The sequence below is a fragment of the Sphingomonas morindae genome (genome assembly GCF_023822065.1).
In the GTDB taxonomy this organism is placed as follows: Bacteria; Pseudomonadota; Alphaproteobacteria; order Sphingomonadales; family Sphingomonadaceae; genus Solisphingomonas; species Solisphingomonas morindae.
The window spans coordinates 195,831-211,794 of record NZ_CP084930.1 but is presented as its reverse complement, the minus strand read 5'-3'; the positions used below and the strand labels follow the sequence as shown (position 1 = coordinate 211,794).

General features: G+C 70.3%; 16 protein-coding genes. 10 read left to right on the top strand and 6 right to left on the bottom strand.

Annotated features, from left to right (window positions below):
• Window positions 1-105 precede the first annotated feature (105 nt).
• Window positions 106-1,137, top strand: coding sequence for a phage shock protein operon transcriptional activator (pspF, locus tag LHA26_RS00980; RefSeq protein WP_252166897.1), 1,032 nt, complete (start codon window positions 106-108; stop codon window positions 1,135-1,137).
• A gap of 119 nt (window positions 1,138-1,256) precedes the next feature.
• Entirely contained in the window at window positions 1,257-1,883 is a 627-nt protein-coding gene (locus tag LHA26_RS00975; protein WP_252166896.1) for a superoxide dismutase, read from the top strand.
• 40 nt (window positions 1,884-1,923) lie between these two features.
• Here LHA26_RS00975 and LHA26_RS00970 read toward each other — a convergent pair whose 3' ends face one another.
• From LHA26_RS00970 to LHA26_RS00950, 5 genes are all read right to left on the bottom strand, one after another.
• Window positions 1,924-2,541, bottom strand: coding sequence for a septation protein A (locus tag LHA26_RS00970; RefSeq protein ID WP_252166895.1), 618 nt, complete (start codon window positions 2,539-2,541; stop codon window positions 1,924-1,926).
• A 46-nt stretch (window positions 2,542-2,587) separates the two neighbouring features.
• Window positions 2,588-3,532: a signal recognition particle-docking protein FtsY gene (gene ftsY / locus LHA26_RS00965; protein WP_252166894.1), complete on the bottom strand. Its 945-nt coding sequence runs from the start codon at window positions 3,530-3,532 to the stop codon at window positions 2,588-2,590.
• On the bottom strand, window positions 3,529-4,812 hold the full coding sequence (gene mtaB / locus LHA26_RS00960; protein WP_252166893.1) for a tRNA (N(6)-L-threonylcarbamoyladenosine(37)-C(2))-methylthiotransferase MtaB: 1,284 nt from the start codon (window positions 4,810-4,812) through the stop codon (window positions 3,529-3,531). The genes ftsY and mtaB overlap by 4 nt, the downstream gene beginning before the upstream one ends.
• Window positions 4,809-5,624 carry a diaminopimelate epimerase gene (gene dapF, locus LHA26_RS00955; protein WP_252166892.1) on the bottom strand — a complete coding sequence of 272 codons (816 nt, stop codon included), beginning with the start codon at window positions 5,622-5,624 and terminating at the stop codon, window positions 4,809-4,811. Before dapF ends, mtaB begins: the two co-directional genes overlap by 4 nt.
• A gap of 164 nt (window positions 5,625-5,788) precedes the next feature.
• Window positions 5,789-7,405, bottom strand: a complete 1,617-nt coding sequence (locus LHA26_RS00950; RefSeq protein WP_252166891.1) for a putative bifunctional diguanylate cyclase/phosphodiesterase — start codon at window positions 7,403-7,405, stop codon at window positions 5,789-5,791.
• 252 nt (window positions 7,406-7,657) lie between these two features.
• Between LHA26_RS00950 and ffh the strand changes: the two genes are divergently transcribed.
• The 8 genes from ffh to LHA26_RS00915 all read left to right on the top strand — a co-directional run bounded on the left by ffh (window position 7,658) and on the right by LHA26_RS00915 (window position 14,080).
• Window positions 7,658-9,136: a signal recognition particle protein gene (gene ffh / locus LHA26_RS00945; protein ID WP_252166890.1), complete on the top strand. Its 1,479-nt coding sequence runs from the start codon at window positions 7,658-7,660 to the stop codon at window positions 9,134-9,136.
• A 40-nt stretch (window positions 9,137-9,176) separates the two neighbouring features.
• The gene (rpsP, locus tag LHA26_RS00940) at window positions 9,177-9,563 is read left to right on the top strand and encodes a 30S ribosomal protein S16 (protein WP_252166889.1); all 387 of its coding nucleotides are present in this window, start codon (window positions 9,177-9,179) and stop codon (window positions 9,561-9,563) included.
• Between the two features lie 48 nt (window positions 9,564-9,611).
• A complete protein-coding gene (locus tag LHA26_RS19995) occupies window positions 9,612-9,746 on the top strand; it encodes a hypothetical protein (protein WP_302898029.1) in 135 nt (44 codons plus the stop codon).
• Between the two features lie 71 nt (window positions 9,747-9,817).
• A complete protein-coding gene (rimM, locus tag LHA26_RS00935; RefSeq protein ID WP_252166888.1) occupies window positions 9,818-10,294 on the top strand; it encodes a ribosome maturation factor RimM in 477 nt (158 codons plus the stop codon).
• Window positions 10,291-10,608, top strand: a complete 318-nt coding sequence (locus tag LHA26_RS00930; RefSeq protein ID WP_252166887.1) for a hypothetical protein — start codon at window positions 10,291-10,293, stop codon at window positions 10,606-10,608. The genes rimM and LHA26_RS00930 overlap by 4 nt, the downstream gene beginning before the upstream one ends.
• Window positions 10,605-11,342 carry a tRNA (guanosine(37)-N1)-methyltransferase TrmD gene (gene trmD, locus LHA26_RS00925; protein ID WP_252166886.1) on the top strand — a complete coding sequence of 246 codons (738 nt, stop codon included), beginning with the start codon at window positions 10,605-10,607 and terminating at the stop codon, window positions 11,340-11,342. The genes LHA26_RS00930 and trmD overlap by 4 nt, the downstream gene beginning before the upstream one ends.
• Before the next feature lie 7 nt (window positions 11,343-11,349).
• Complete coding sequence (gene rplS / locus LHA26_RS00920; protein ID WP_252166885.1) at window positions 11,350-11,730, top strand: 50S ribosomal protein L19; 381 nt, start codon at window positions 11,350-11,352, stop codon at window positions 11,728-11,730.
• A gap of 112 nt (window positions 11,731-11,842) precedes the next feature.
• Entirely contained in the window at window positions 11,843-14,080 is a 2,238-nt protein-coding gene (locus LHA26_RS00915) for a S9 family peptidase (protein WP_252166884.1), read from the top strand.
• A 36-nt stretch (window positions 14,081-14,116) separates the two neighbouring features.
• On the opposite strand, the gene LHA26_RS00910 is transcribed toward LHA26_RS00915, so the two are convergent.
• A complete protein-coding gene (locus LHA26_RS00910) occupies window positions 14,117-15,901 on the bottom strand; it encodes an ABC transporter transmembrane domain-containing protein (protein ID WP_252166883.1) in 1,785 nt (594 codons plus the stop codon).
• Between the last annotated feature and the right edge of the window lie 63 nt (window positions 15,902-15,964).

Genomic DNA, 15,964 nt, shown 5'->3' with positions numbered 1-15,964 from the left:
GCCAAATGCCCAAAGCGCCGGAAACCGGGCATTTTCACGGATGCGGTCCGGCAGCGGCCAACGGCATCTTGCCAAGACTTGGGAAAATGTACCAACTCGCCCGCCATGGATCGCGACACCAAGTTCATCGGCGAATCGACCGCCTTTCTCGATGCGGTGGAGCGTGCCAGCCGCGCCGCCGGGCTCAACCGGCCGGTGCTGGTGGTCGGCGAGCGCGGCACCGGCAAGGAGCTGATCGCCGAGCGCTTGCATCGCCTGTCGCAGCGCTGGTCGGGCGCCTTCGTCACCCTCAACTGCGCCGCCTTGCCCGAGACGCTGATCGAGGCCGAGCTGTTCGGCCATGAGGCGGGCGCCTTCACCGGCGCCACCAAGGCCCGCGCGGGCCGGTTCGAGGAGGCCGATGGCGGCACCCTGTTCCTCGACGAACTCGCCACGCTCTCGTCGGGTGCGCAGGAGCGGCTGCTGCGCGCGGTCGAATATGGCGAGGTGACGCGCATCGGCGCGTCGCGCGCGATCCGCGTCGATGTCCGCATCGTCGCCGCCACCAACGAGCATCTGCCCGGGCTGGTGGAGGAGGGGCGGTTCCGCGCCGATCTGCTGGATCGCCTTTCCTTTGAAGTGGTGACGCTGCCGCCGCTCCGCGCGCGCGAAGGCGATGTGCCGGTGCTGGCCGATCATTTCGGCCGGCGCATGGCGTTCGAGCTGGGCTGGAAGGCCTGGCCCGGCTTCGCGCCGGCGGCGATCGCGGGGCTGGCGGCCCATGGCTGGCCGGGCAATGTGCGCGAGCTGCGCAACGTGGTGGAGCGCGCCGTCTATCGCTGGGACGAGCCCGAACGCGCGATCGACCGGATCGAGTTCGATCCTTTCGCTTCGCCCTGGGCGCCGCGGGGGCGCGCGGCACGGCCCGGGATCAGCGTGGCGCCGGGGCCGGCCGCCCCGGTGGCGGTCACCGAGGATGGCGACATCTCCGATTTCCGCGCCGCGTGCGAGGCCTATGAGCGCAAGCTCCTGGAGGCGGCGCTGAAGCGCTGCCGCTTCAACCAGCGCGCCACGGCGGCGGCGCTGGCGCTCAGCTATGATCAGCTGCGCCACGCGCTGCGCCGGCACAATCTGCTCGATCGCACCGCCGCCTCCTGATCCTTTTTCCATTACGGCCGCGTTCCATGAGAATGGCTCGCAACTGTCGAAAGCACTGCACCTTTGCGCCGGAAAGGCGTTAGGGAGCCATCCTACATCAGCCCAGACAGGAGACGCCGATGGCTTTCGCCCTCCCCCCGCTGCCGTTCGAGAAGAGCGCGCTCGAGCCCTTTCTCTCGGCCGAAACCTTCGATTATCACCATGGCAAGCACCACAAGGCCTATGTCGACAAGACCAATGGCTGGGAGGCCGAGAAGGGCCTTGGCGGCAAGACGCTGGTGGAAGTGATCCAGCAGGCCAAGGACCAGGGCGACAAGGGCCTGTTCAACAACAGCGCCCAGATTTGGAACCACAGCTTCTTCTGGCAGTGCCTGGCGCCGGCCGGCAGCACCAAGCCGTCCGAGAAGCTGGCGGGGCTGATCGCCGATTTCGGCGGCGAAGAGGCGCTGCTCACCAAGCTCAAGGAAGAGGCCGTCGGCCATTTCGCGAGCGGCTGGGCGTGGCTGGTGCTCGACAATGGCGCGCTCAAGATCACCTCGCTGCACGATGCCGATACGCCGGTCGTGTATGAGGGGATGAAGCCGCTGCTCACGCTCGATGTGTGGGAGCACGCTTATTATATCGACTATCGCAACGCCCGCCCGGACTTCGCCGACAAGGTGCTGAAGAACGTCATCAACTGGGACTTTGTGTCGCAGAATCTGGATGGCGCCGGCGTGTCGCGCGCGGATCAGGAACAGGCCTGAGCCAGGCCTGCCGCCGCCCCTGCGGGGGCGGCGGCCCCGCTCAGCCCGAGGGCGGGCTTTCCTCCACCGCCTCGGCCGCGCCGCCGCCCAGGCCGTGGCGCATCATCATCGGTACATTGGCGAGCGCGAACAGCATCGTCGCCGGCAGCACGCCCCAGAGCTTGTAGCCGATCCAGGCCGAGGTGGAGAGATGGCGCCACGCCACCTCGTTGGCGATCGCCATCACCACGAAGAACCAGGCCCAGTTGCGCGAGACGAGGTGCCAGCCGCGCTCGCTCAGGCCCGGATAGGCGGCGCCGAAGACCAGCTTCAGCGTCGGCCGCCGCCGCCACAGGCCGACGAACAGGATCGTCGCCACCGTCACATAATAGATGGTCGGCTTGACCTTGATGAAGACATCGTTGCGCAGCCACAAGGTGAGCGCGCCGAACACCAGCACCATCGCGCCCGACACCCACAGCATCGGCGAGACCTGGCCGAGCCGCAGCTTGGAGACGATCATCGCCAGCACGGTCGCGGCCATGAACGCGCCGGTGGCGACATAGACACGCTGCCCCTCGGCCACGGGCGCCCAGGCATTGGCCAGGAAGAAGAGCAGGATTGGCCCGAAATCCAGGACGATGCGGAGCAGCGGGCTTGCGGCTTTCGAATGGGTCATGATGGCCTTGTGCGATCGGATGGCGGGGAGGGCCGGCGCCGGCCGCTTAGTCCGCGCCGGCGATCAGCGCGGCGACCTCGCGCGGATCGAAGGGACGGAGATCGTCCAGCGTCTCGCCGACGCCGATGGCGTGAATGGGCAGGCCGAACCGCTCGGCCGCCGCCACCAGCACGCCGCCGCGCGCGGTGCCGTCCAGCTTGGTCATCACCAGCCCGGTGACGCCGGTTTCCTTGCCGAACACCTCGATCTGGCTGAGCGCATTCTGCCCTGTGGTGGCGTCCAGCACCAGCAGCACGTCGTGCGGCGCCGCCGGGTTGAGCCGGCCGAGCACGCGGCGGATCTTGGCCAGCTCGTCCATCAGCCCGGCCTTGTTCTGCAGCCGGCCGGCGGTGTCGACGATCAGCACGTCGGTGCCGATCTCGGTGCCGCGCTTCACGCCTTCCCACACAAGGCTGGCGGCATCCCCGCCTTCCTTGCCGGTGATGATCGGCACGTTGATGCGCTCGGCCCAGGTCTTGAGCTGGCCGATCGCGGCGGCGCGGAAGGTGTCGCCCGCCACCAGCATCACCTGATAATCCTGTTCCTGGAACAGATGCGCCAGCTTGGCGATGGTGGTGGTCTTGCCCGAGCCGTTGACGCCGATCACCAAAATCACCTGCGGCCGCGGAAAGGCCTCGATCTCGAGCGGCTTGGCGACGGGCGCGAGGATGCGGGCGATCTCGTCGGCAACCACGGCGCGCACGCCGGCGGCGTCCATGTCGCGCTCATAGCGCTCCTCCTCGAGCCGTTCGCGCACCCGGGACGCGGTGGCCGGGCCGAGATCCGAGGCGATCAGCGCTTCCTCGATCTCGTCGAGCGTCGCGCGGTCCAGCCTTTCCTTGGTGAGCAGGCTGGCGATGTTGCCGCCCAGCTTTTCGGAGGTGCGCCGGAAGCCGGCGACAAGCTTGTCGTGCCAGAGCGCGGTATGGGGAATGCGGGGCGTGTCGCTCAAACCGGATCTCCGACGAGGCTGCCATCCTCGACATGGGTGACGCGAAGGGAAATGATGTCGCCGATCACGGCGCCGTTGGTGCCGGCGCGTCGCGCCGCCGCGCCGGTGGAAAGCCGCGCGGGTGCGAAATTGGCGGCATGGCCGCGCCCATCCTCCCGCTCCACCAGCACCGCCTGGGTGGTGCCGATCAGCGTGTCCAGCCAGCGCGCCCGGCGCGCCTCGGCGCGGGCCCGCAGCGTCGCGGCACGGGCGCGGACGATCGCGGGGGAAAGCTGCGGCATGCGCGCCGCCGGCGTGCCCGGACGCGGCGAATAGGGGAAGATATGGCCGAACACGATGTCCGCCTCGTCGAGCAGCGCCACGCTGTTGGCGAACTGCGCCTCGGTCTCGGTCGGGAAGCCGGCGATGAGATCGGCGCCGATCGCGATCTCGGGCCGCGCCGCCTTGAGCCGGGCGACCATGGCGATGGCGTCGGCGCGGCTGTGCCGGCGCTTCATCCGCTTCAGCACCATGTCGTCGCCGGCCTGCAGCGAGAGATGGAGATGCGGCTGGAGCCGGGGCTCGCCGGTCAGCAGCGCGAACAGCCGATCGTCGATCTCGACCGAATCGAGCGAGGAGAGCCGCAGCCGCGGCAGATCGGGCACGAGCCGCAGCACGCGCTCCACCAGCTGGCCCAGCGTCTGGCCGCCGGGCAGGTCCGGTCCATAGCTGGTGGTGTCGACGCCGGTCAGCACCACCTCGTTATAGCCCTGATCCACGAGCGCCCGGATCCGGTCCACCACGAGCCCGGCGGGCACCGATCGGCTCGGGCCGCGCGCAAAGGGGATGATGCAGAAGGTGCAGCGATGGTCGCAGCCATTCTGCACCTCGACAAAGGCGCGCGCGCGCTCGCCAAAGCCGGCGACGAGGTGCGGCGCCGTCTCGCGCACCGCCATGATGTCCGAGACGCGCAGCGTGGCGTCCGCGTCGGGCCCGCTCGGCGCGGCCAGCGCGCCGGCTTCCCACTTGTCCCGATTGCCGAGCACCCGGCTCACCTCGGGCATGGCGGCGAAGCCTTCGGGCTCGAGCTGCGCCGCGCAGCCCGTCACCACGATCCGCGCCTCGGGCCGGCGGCGGGCGGCGCGGCGGATCTCCTGGCGCGCCTGGCGCACCGCCTCGGCGGTGACGGCGCAGGTGTTGATCACCACCAGATCCTCGGCATCGCCGGCCAGGCTCCGCATCGCCTCGCTCTCGGCGGCGTTCAGCCGGCAGCCCAGGGTGACGAACTCCGCGCCGCTCATGGCGCGAGCGCCTCGAGATCGATCTCGCCGCCGAACACGTAGCGCGCCGGCCCCGTCATCTGCACGGGGCCGCCGGCGTGCCACGCCAGGCGCAGCGTGCCGCCCGGCAGCGTGACGGAAAGCACGGGATCGCACAGGCCGGCGCGGATGGCGGCGACGGCGGTGGCGCAGGCGCCGGTGCCGCAGGCGAGCGTCGCCCCGGCGCCGCGCTCCCACACGCGCAGCCGGATCGCGTCGCGCGCGGTGATCGTCGCGATGTTCACGTTGATCCGCGCGGGGAAGAGCGGATCCGTCTCGATCGCCGGGCCGACCGCGCCGAGATCGACCGCATCGCAGTCCGGCACGAAGAAGACGATGTGCGGATTGCCCATATTCACCGCCATCGGCGGCCGCACCGGCGCCAGACCCTCCCAGGCGACGGGCAGGGCGGCGGTGTCGAGCGGATAGGCGAGCGGGATGGCGTCCCAGTCGAATCGCGGGGCGCCCATCGAAATCGTCGCGCCGTCGCCGGTCAGCCGCGCCTCGAGCCGGCCGCCGCGCGTCTCGATCGTCGCGCCGTCGCCGAGCAGCGTCGCGACGCAGCGCGTGGCGTTGCCGCAGGCCTCGACCTCGCCGCCATCGGGATTGAAGATGCGCATCCGCGCCGTCGCGCCCTCGACGGGCTCGAGCAGGATCAGCTGGTCGCAGCCGATGCCGCGATGCCGATCGGCGAGCAGCCGCGCGCGCTCCGCCGTCATCGCGAGCGGCTGGGCACGCGCGTCGAGCACGACGAAATCGTTGCCGAGACCGTGCATCTTGTGAAAGCGGCGCATGGCGCGCGATCTAGGGCTGCGCGCGCCGCAAGTCCATGGGCGCCGCCGTCTCGAAGCGGGGCAGGGCCCGGGCCGGCGGCGCGATCGCCGCCGCTCGGGGCGCCGACGAGGGGGGCGGAGCCCCCGGCTCCGGCTGCGGCCTCGGCGGCGGCCGTGCGCAGGCGTCAGCGCGCGGCGAGGCCGGCGCGGCGCTGCTCGGACTCGCGGCCGGTATCGGCCGGGCCGATCTGGGCGCGGGCGGCGGGCAGCAGGCCGCGCTCGGCGAGCAGGCGCCGCGCCGCGCCCACCGTCATCGGCTTGCCGAAATGCCAGCCCTGGCCCTTGGCGCAGCCGATCTCGGTGAGGCGCGCGCGGATGCGTTCGTCCTCGATGCCTTCGGCGGTCACGGGCATGTTGAGGCTCTCGCCGAGCTTGGAGATGGCATCCACGATCGCGGCCGATTCGGCATTGTCGATCATGGACATGACGAAGCTGCGATCGATCTTGATGCGATCGAAGGGCAGCGCGCGGAGATGGGCGAGGCTGGAATAGCCGGTGCCGAAATCGTCCAGCGCGAGGCGGATGCCCTGATTCTTGAGGCTGCCGATGATGGTCTGCGCCAGCGGCAGATTCTGGAAGAGCGAGCTTTCGGTGATCTCCACCTCCAGCCGGCTAGGCGGAAAGCCCGTCTCGACGAGCAGCTTGACGATCTTCTGCGCGAGCCAGGGGTCGCGCAGCTGCGCCGGCGAGATGTTGACGGACAGCGCCAGCGACGAATCCCAGTCGCGCGCCTCGGTGAAGGCGCGGCGCATCACCGCCATGGAGAGATCGCCGATCAGCCCGCTCTCCTCGGCGACGGGGATGAACAGATCGGGCGAGATGATGCCATGGCTGGGATGATCCCAGCGCGCGAGCACCTCGAAGCCGAGCAGGCGGCCGCTCTCCAGCTCCACCTGGGGCTCGTAGAAGGGGATGATCTCGCCGCGCGGAATGCCTTCGCGCAGCCCGCGCTCGATGCTGTTGCGCTGGATCAGCTCCTGCTCCATCGCGGCATCGAACCAGGTGGCGCGGCCGCCGCCGGCGCGCTTGGCGGCGCGCATCGCGATTGTGCTGCGGCGGAGCAGCGCGTCCACGGTCGGCGCCTCGCCCTCCGCCGAGGCGAGCCCCACCGAGGCGCCGAGATGCGCGGTGACGCCGCGCGTCACGATCGGCTGCGCCAGCGTGCCGACCAGGAAATCGGCCAGCCCGTCCACCACCGAGGCGTGGCGCCCCTCGAAGGGCAGCGCGATGGCGAAGCGATCGCCGTCCAGCCGGCCCGCCAGCGCGTCGGGCGGCAGCGCCCGGCGGATCGTGTCGGCGGCGCCGCGCAGCACCTCGTCGCCGGCGAGATGGCCATGGACTTCGTTGACGGTGCGGAAATGATCGAGGTCCACCACCAGCATCGCCACGTCGCGGCGGGGGCGGTGGCGGAGCAGCGCGGCGGCGTCCTCGGCGAAGGTGCGGCGGCTGTGGAAGCCGGTCAGCTCGTCGGTGCGGACGGGCGTGCGCACCCGCGTGCCGCTCTCCGTGTCCGCCACCAGCCGCCGGTAGCGCCGCCAGCCGAGCAGCAGCGCGCCGAGGCTCAGCACGCCGCCGCACAGCAGCCGCAGCGCCCCGGGCGAGACCCAGAGCCCCCGCGCGCCGAGCATGTGGAGACCGCTGCCGAGCAGATAGAAAGCAAGCGCGGCCAGCAACGCGCCCAGCGGAAGATCCCGCCGCGCGCGCGCCAAGGCTTGGTGCCGCCGCTGCGTAAACGCCTTCATACACACCTTCCGCTCAACCGAGTGGTGCTTGTCGGTCGGCAACCGATAAGAAGGCGTAAATGACGCGATGCGGCGGCCGAGGTTGCGCCAGGCCGAGGCTTGGTCTATGGCCCCCCGATCGTTCCGCAGGGATCGAATGGCTCCAGCGCCCGAGGGCGCACGCCGGCCGGCGAGTTTCGCCCGCCGGCGCTTTGTGCGTTGGGCCCTGGCGATCGGTCATGACGATCGGCTGCGGTGGTGAGGAGTATGGCGATGTTCGAGAGCTTGAGCGAGAGGCTGGGCGGCGTGTTCGACCGCCTGCGCGGCCGTGGCGCGCTCAGCGAGAACGATGTGCGCGCGGCGCTGCGCGAGGTCCGCATCGCCCTGCTCGAGGCCGATGTCGCGTTGCCGGTGGTGCGCGATTTCGTCGAGCAGGTGACCGAGGCCGCGATCGGCCAGGCCGTGCTCCGCTCGATCACGCCCGGCCAGCAGGTGGTGAAGATCGTCTCGGACGCGCTCACCGCCATGCTCGGCAGCGAGGCGGTCGATCTCCAGCTCGATGTCACGCCGCCCGCGGTGGTGATGATGGTCGGCCTCCAGGGCTCGGGCAAGACGACCACCACCGCCAAGATCGCGCGCCGCCTGCGCGAGAAGGGCCGCAAGAAGGTGCTGATGGCGTCGCTCGACGTCAATCGCCCGGCGGCGCAGGAGCAGCTCGCCGTGCTCGGCGTGCAGGCCGAGGTGGCCACCCTGCCGATCGTGCCCGGCCAGCAGCCGGTCGATATCGCCCGGCGCGCGCTCAGCGCCGCGAAGCTCCAGGGCTTCGACGTGCTGATGCTCGATACCGCCGGCCGGCTCCATGTCGACCAGGCGCTGATGGACGAGATGAAGGCGGTCGCCTCGGTCTCCGAGCCCGACGAGATCCTGCTGGTGGTCGATTCGCTCACCGGCCAGGATGCGGTCAACGTCGCCACCAGCTTCGCCGGCCAGGTCTCGCTCACGGGCGTGGTGCTCACCCGCATGGATGGCGATGCGCGCGGCGGCGCGGCCCTGTCGATGCGCGCCGTCACCGGCAAGCCGATCAAATTCGTCGGCACCGGCGAAAAGCTGGACGGGCTCGAGCTGTTCCAGCCGGCGCGCGTCGCCGGCCGCATCCTCGGCATGGGCGATGTCGTCAGCCTGGTCGAGCGCGCGGCCGAGACGATCAAGCAGGAGGATGCCGAGAAGCTGGCCGACCGGCTGGCCAAGGGCAAGTTCGATCTGAACGATCTGCGCAGCCAGCTGACCCAGATGCGCAAGATGGGCGGGCTCGGCGCGCTCGCCTCCATGCTGCCCGGCATCGCCAAGGTGAAGAATGCGATGGCGTCCAACGCGGTGGACGACAAGATCCTGATCCGCATGGATGCCATCATCTCGTCCATGACCAAGGCCGAGCGCGCCAGGCCCGAGATCCTCTCGGCCAAGCGCAAGATCCGCGTCGCCAAGGGCTCCGGCACGACCGTGCAGGAGGTCAACAAGATCCTGAAGATGCATCAGGAAATGGCGACGATGATGAAGCGCATGAAGAAGATGGGCGGCCTCAAGGGATTGGGCGCCCTGTTCGGCAAGGGCGGCATGGATGCCGCGCTCGGCGGGCTGACCGGCGGCGAGATGCCCAATCTGCCCGGCGGCGGCCTGCCCGGTGGGCTCCCCGGCCTGCCCGGCGGCCAGGGCATGCCGCCCGGCTTCCACAATTTCATGAAGAAGAAGTGAGCCGCGCCGCGGCCTCCCTAGCGTAGAAAAGGAAGAAAGAATGTCGGTTTCCATTCGCCTGTCGCGCGGCGGCGCCAAGAAGCGCCCCTATTACCGCATCGTCGTCGCCAATTCGCGGTCGCCGCGCGATGGCGCCTTCATCGAGAAGATCGGCACCTATAATCCGATGCTCGCCAAGGATGACGAGAAGCGCGTGGTGCTGGATCTCGAGCGCGCCCGCCACTGGGTCGCGGTCGGCGCGCAGCCGACCGATCGCGTCGCCCGCTTTCTCGACGCCGCCGGCGTGAAGGAGCGCGGCGCGCGCAGCAACCCGAAAAAGGCCGAGCCGGGCGAGAAGGCCAAGGAGCGCGCCGAGGAGCGCGCCGCCAAGGCCGCCGCGATCGCCGAGGCCGCCAATGCCCCGGCCGAGGAAAGCGCCGAGGCCTGAGCCAAAGCCGATCTCCCGCGTTCTTCCTGCCCCACGCAGGAGGACGCGATGATCGACAAGGATAAATCCGAGGTCCAGCCGGACGCCACCAATCGCGGCGTCTCGCCGGACGATCCCGCCGAGGGCGCGCCCGATGCGCCCGAGGGCGGCGCCGACTCGGCCGAGACGCCGGCGGCGCGCTGATCGCCGGACCAGGCGGCGTGGCTTAGGCCCGCCGCCCTGGCTCGCGCGATGAGCCAAGACGGAGCGCGCGGGTGGACGACAGACAGGTGACGCTCGCCGCCATCACCGGCGCGCACGGCATCGCCGGCGAGGTGCGGCTCAAGCTCTTCACCGAGGATCTCGCCGCCTATCCGCAGCTGCGCGCGGGCGATCGGACGCTGACGCTCAAAGCGCTGCGGCCGGGCGCCAATGGCGCGGTGGCGCGCTTCGCCGAAATCACCGATCGCACCGCCGCCGAGGCGATGCGCGGCACCCCGCTCACCGTTCCCCGCGCCGCGCTGCCGCCGCTGGGCGAGGGCGAATATTATCATGCCGACCTGATCGACCAGCCCGCGCTTGCCACCGATGGCGAGGCGCTCGGCCGGATCGTGGCGGTCGAGAATTACGGCGCCGGCGATCTGATCGAGATCGAGCGCGCCGATGGCCGCCGTTTCTTGGTGCCGGTCGGCGCGGGCGTGGCGGATCTCGGCCCGCCCATCCTCGTCCATGCCGCGTTCGTCGAGCCATGATGGATCCCGCCGCCGCCTTCTTCTTCACCGTGCTGGCGCTGCAGGCCGCCTTTACCGGCGCGGTGGTGCTGCTGGTGGGCCGCCGCTTCCCGGCGCGGCTGCCCGTCTATCGCTTCGTCGTGCCGGCGGCGCTGCCGCTGGTGCTGCTGGTGCTGCTGCTCGTCGGCTATGCCGGGGCCAATCGCAGCGCGGGCGTGGCCTTTGGCGATATCCACTGGCTGCCGCTCGGCCGCTTCGTCCTCGCCTATGCGGTGTTGTGGCTGGTGGGCGTGCTCTTCGCCTCGCTGCTGCTGCGCCTGATGCGCCGCCGATGAGCTTCACCGCCGCCATCCTCACCCTCTATCCCGAGATGTTCCCCGGGCCGCTCGGCCTCAGCCTGGCCGGGCGCGCGCTGGGCGAGGGGCGGTGGCGGCTCGATCCGGTGCAGATCCGCGATTTCGCGAAGGACCGTCACCGCTCGGTGGACGATACGCCCGCGGGCGGCGGCGCCGGCATGGTGATGCGCGCCGATATCCTCGCCGCCGCGCTGGATGCCACCACCGCGCGGCATCCGGACCTGCCGGTGCTGGCGATGAGCCCGCGCGGCGCGCCGCTCCGCCAGGCGCGGGTGCGTGCGCTCGCCGCCGGGCCGGGCGCGATCCTGATCTGCGGCCGCTTCGAGGGCATGGACGAGCGGCTGTTCGAGGCGCGCGCCATCGAGCAGGTCTCGCTGGGCGACTTCATCCTGTCCGGCGGCGAGATGGCGGCGCTGACGCTGCTGGACGCTTGCATCCGGCTGCTGCCCGGCGTAATGGGCGCGGCTTCCAGCGGGGACGAGGAAAGCTTCGAAAGCGGCCTTCTCGAATATCCGCACTATACCCGACCTGTCGAATGGGAGGGGCGCACGATCCCTGAAGTGCTGCGATCGGGGGATCATGCGCGGATCGCCGCCTGGCGTCATGCCGAGGCGGAACGGATCACACGGCTAAGGCGGCCGGATCTTTGGGAACGCCAGCGGGGCGCTCCGGTCCGGTCGCCCTCTGGTGCGCGGCAAAAAGACGAGGGATGACAGGGTTATGAACCTTATCCAGACGCTCGAGGCCGAAGCCATCGCGCGGTTCAACGAGAGCAAGACCATTCCCGAATTCCGCCCCGGCGACACGCTGCGCGTGGGCGTGAAGGTGGTCGAGGGCGAGCGCACCCGCGTGCAGGCCTTCGAGGGCGTGTGCATCGCCCGCGCCAACAAGGGCATGGGCTCCAGCTTCACCGTCCGCAAGATCTCGTTCGGCGAGGGTGTGGAGCGCGTCTTCCCGCTCTACTCGCCCAATGTCGATTCGATCGAGGTGGTGCGTCGCGGCGCCGTGCGTCGCGCCAAGCTCTATTATCTGCGTGGCCGTACCGGCAAGTCGGCCCGCATCGCCGAGCGCAAGGACAATCGCGAGACGGCCAAGGCCTGACGCGCCGCCTTCGGGCACCGATGCGCACAGGGGCGTCGGCGGAGATATCCGCCGGCGCCCTTTGTCTGTCGGGGCCATTGCGTCGCCGTAAGCTGGCGTTACACCTGCCGCCATGTCCTTGCTTCTTCTCGCGGCCATGCCGCTGCTCGCGACGCTTCCGGCGGCCGCGCTCCCGCCCGCCGCCATGCCCGCGCCGCAGGTGCCACAGGTGCCGCTCACCATCGAGCGGATCTTCGCGAGCCCCGCTCTGTCGGGGCCCAGTCCGCGCAAGCTCGCGCTCTCGCCCGATGGCCGGTACGCGACGCTGCTCAAGCCGCGCGCCGATGATCGCGAGCGCTTCGATCTCTGGGCGGTCGATACGCGCACCGGCGCCGAGCGCATGCTGGTGGACAGCAAGGCGGTCGGCAGCGGCGCCGCGCTGTCGGAGGCGGAGAAGATGCGGCGCGAGCGCGCGCGCATCGGCGGCAGTTCGGGCATCGTCGATTATGATTGGGCGCCGGACGCCTCGGCGCTGCTGGTTCCGCTCGATGGCGATCTCTATCTGGCCGGGCTCGATGGCAAGGTGCGCCGGCTGACCAACAGCCCCGCCACCGAGATCGACGCGCACATCTCCGAGGATGGCCGCTTCGTCAGCTTCGTGCGCGACCAGAATCTCTACGCGATCAATCTCGCCAGCGGCGCCGAGCAGGCGCTCACGCACGAGGGGGGCGGCACCGTCACCTGCGGCACCGCCGAATTCGTCGCCCAGGAAGAGATGGACCGCTTCACCGGCACCTGGTGGGCGCCAAGCGGCGCGCATGTCGCGGTCGAATGCTATGACGAGGCGGCGGTGAAGACGGTGACGCGCGCCGCCATCGGCGCGGAGGGCACGCGCACCTTCGAGCAGCGCTACCCCGCCGCGGGCACGCCCAATGTGGCGGTGAGCCTGTGGGTGATGGCGCCGGACGGCGGCGGCCGGGTCAAGGTCGATCTCGGCGCCGATCCCGACATCTATCTCGCGCGGGTCGATTGGTCCAAGGATGGCCGCACCCTCTATGTGCAGCGCCAGAGCCGCGACCAGAAGCGGCTCGACATGCTCGCCATCGATCCCGCCACCGGCAAGGGGCGCATCCTCTTCACCGAGACGTCCAAGACCTGGGTGGCGCTGCACGATGATTTCCGCCCGCTCGCCGATGGCAGCCTGATCTGGCGCTCGGCGCGCGACGGCTATGCCCATCTCTACCGCTTCGCCAAGGGCCGCTGGACCCAGCTGACGCGCGGCCCCTGGGTCGTCACCGGCTTGGTCGGGCTGGACGAGACGCGCCACCGGCTGATCTTCACCGGCACCAAGGACGATGTGCTGGAAGGCCAGGTCTATGCGCTCGACTATCTCGCCCCGGGCGAGCCCAAGCGGCTGACGGAGCGCGGTTATTCCAACAGCGCCGAAATGGATCGCGCCGGCACGCACCTGCTCGTCACGCGCTCCAGCCCGACCCAGCCGCCCCAGCTCTATCTGGCCGATGCCGAGGGCCAGCGCATCGCCTGGATCGAGGAGAACCGGATCGACGCGCATCATCCCTATGCGCCCTTCGTCGCGGCGCACCGGCCGGTCAGCTACGGCACACTCAGCGCGGCCGATGGCAGCCTGCTCCACTATGAGATGATCACGCCGGCGCTCGAGCCGGGCAAGCGCTATCCGGTGTTCTTCGAACATTATGGCGGCCCCACCGCGCAGCAGGTGAAGCGCGCCTGGATGAGCCCGATGGCGCAATATTGGGTGTCCAAGGGCTGGATCTATTTTCAGCTCGACAATCGCGGCTCGGCCAATCGCGGCCGCGCCTTCGAGGATCAGATCTACCACGCCATGGGCACGGTGGAGGTGGCGGACCAGGCCGAGGGCGCGCGCTGGCTGGCGCAGCAGCCCTTTGTCGATGCGCGGCGCATCGCCACCTATGGCTGGTCCTATGGCGGCTACATGACGCTGAAGATGCTCGAGAAGGACAAGCAGGGCCTCTATGCCGCCGGGATCGCCGGCGCGCCCGTCACGCGCTGGGAATTGTACGATACCCATTATACCGAGCGCTATCTCGGCAACCCCGCCACGGATGCAGCGCCCTATGCGGCGGGTGGCGCTGTGACCGATGCGCCGCAGATCCGCGCGCCCATGCTGCTGATCCACGGGCTCAGCGACGACAATGTCGTGTTCGAAAATTCGGCCGCGCTGATCAACCGGCTGCAGGAGACGGACACGCCCTTCGAGATGATGCTCTATACGGGCCAGACCCACCGCATCGCGGGGCCGGGGCGGCAGGCGCATGTCCAGCACACGATCGAGCGTTTCCTCGATACGCATGTGCGCGACAGGCGCTGAGCCGGGCGGGGCGCGCGGGGCCGGCCCCGCCGCGCCTCACAGGCTCTCGAACTGGAGCCGGGCGAGCCGCGCGTAGATGCCGCCGCCGGCCTGGAGCGTCTCGTGCCGGCCTTCCTCGACGATCCGGCCCTTGTCCATCACGATGATGCGGTCGGCCGCGCGCACGGTGGCGAGACGGTGCGCGATCACGATGGTGGTGCGGCCGCGCATCAGCCGCTCCAGCGCGTCCTGCACCAGCCGCTCGCTCTCGGCGTCGAGCGCCGAGGTCGCCTCGTCGAGCAGCAGCAGCGGCGCGTCGCGCAGCAGCGCCCGCGCGATGGCGAGCCGCTGGCGCTGGCCGCCCGACAGGCGCGCGCCGCCCTCGCCAAGGAAGGTCTCCAGCCCCTCGGGCAGCTCGCGCAGGAAATCGGCGGCATTGGCGGCCTCGGCCGCCGCCCAGATCGCGGCATCGTCCGCATCCCAGCGGCCATAGCGGAGATTGTCGCGCGCCGAGGCGGCGAAGATCACCGTCTCCTGCGGCACTAGCGCGATGCGTGCGCGGATCGCGGCGGGATCGGCATCGGGCAGCGCCACGCCGTCGAGCAGGACGCGCCCTTCCTGCGGATCGTAGAAACGTTCCGCCAGCTGGAACAGCGTGGATTTGCCGGCGCCGGAGGGGCCGACCACCGCCACCGTCTCACCCGGCGCGATGGCGAGGCTGAACGCCTCGAGCGCGGCGCGGTCGGGCCGCGTCGGGTAGCGGAAGGTCACGCGGTCGAAGGCGATCGCGCCGGTGGCGGGCCGGGGCAGGGCGATGGGCTGCGCCGGCGCGGTGATTTCGGGGCGCGCGGCGATCAGCTCGCCAAGCCGGCTGGCCGCGCCCGAGCCGCGCAATATGTCGCCCCACACCTCGGCCAGCGCGCCGAACGAGCCGGTGACGAGCCCCGCCGTGAGCACGAAGGCGGCGATGGTGCCGCCCGTCATCCGCCCTTCGGCAACGTCGATCGCGCCGATCCAGAGGATCAGCGTCACCGCGCTGAACAACAGGCCGATCACCGCCGCCGTCATGATGGCGCGGACGCCGAAGCGGCGCTTGCTGACCGCGAACACCGCCTCCACCGCCACGCGCATCCGGCCCGCCTCGCGGCCCTCTTGGCCGAAGGCCTGCACCACCCGCATCGCGCCGAGGATTTCGGTGGCGGTGGTGCCGACCCCGGCGATGCTGTCCTGCGAGGATCGCGAGAAGGCGCGCACGCGCCGCCCGAGAAGCAGGATTGGCGCCACCACGATCGGCAGGCCGAGGATCAGCAGCCCCGCCAGCTTGGGGCTCAGCACCACCATGTAGCTGATGCCGCCAATCAGCGTGAAGAGGTTGCGCAGCGCCAGCGAGACGGTGGCGCTGACCACCTCCTCGACGATCGCGGTATCCGAGGTGAGGCGCGACGCGATTTCCGAGGGACGGTTCTCCTCGAAGAAGCGCGGCGAGAGCGTGAGCAGATTATCCTGCACCTCTGTCCTCAAATCGGACACGACGCGCGCCCCGATCCACGACACGAACCAGAAGCGCGTCGCGGTCGCGGCCGCCAGCACCAGCACCAGCATCAGCAAATAGTGGAAGGAGGCGCTCACCGCGTGCGGATCGACTCCCGAGCTGAAGCCCCGGTCGATTACTCTCTTGAAGCCGTAAGGAATGCCCAGAGTCGCGGCGGAAGACACGCACAGCGCCACGAATGCGGCGAGGACATGGCCCGGATAGCGCAGCGCGCGTGCCCAGACCAGCCGGAGGCTGGCCAGCTTGCGGCGGTCTGTCGGGGCGGGCGGATCGCGGGGGATGCGGGCCATGCGAGGCGCCTAGCACCGGGCGCGCCGGGGCTCAACGGCGCCAGCCCTTTCCATTTTAACAAT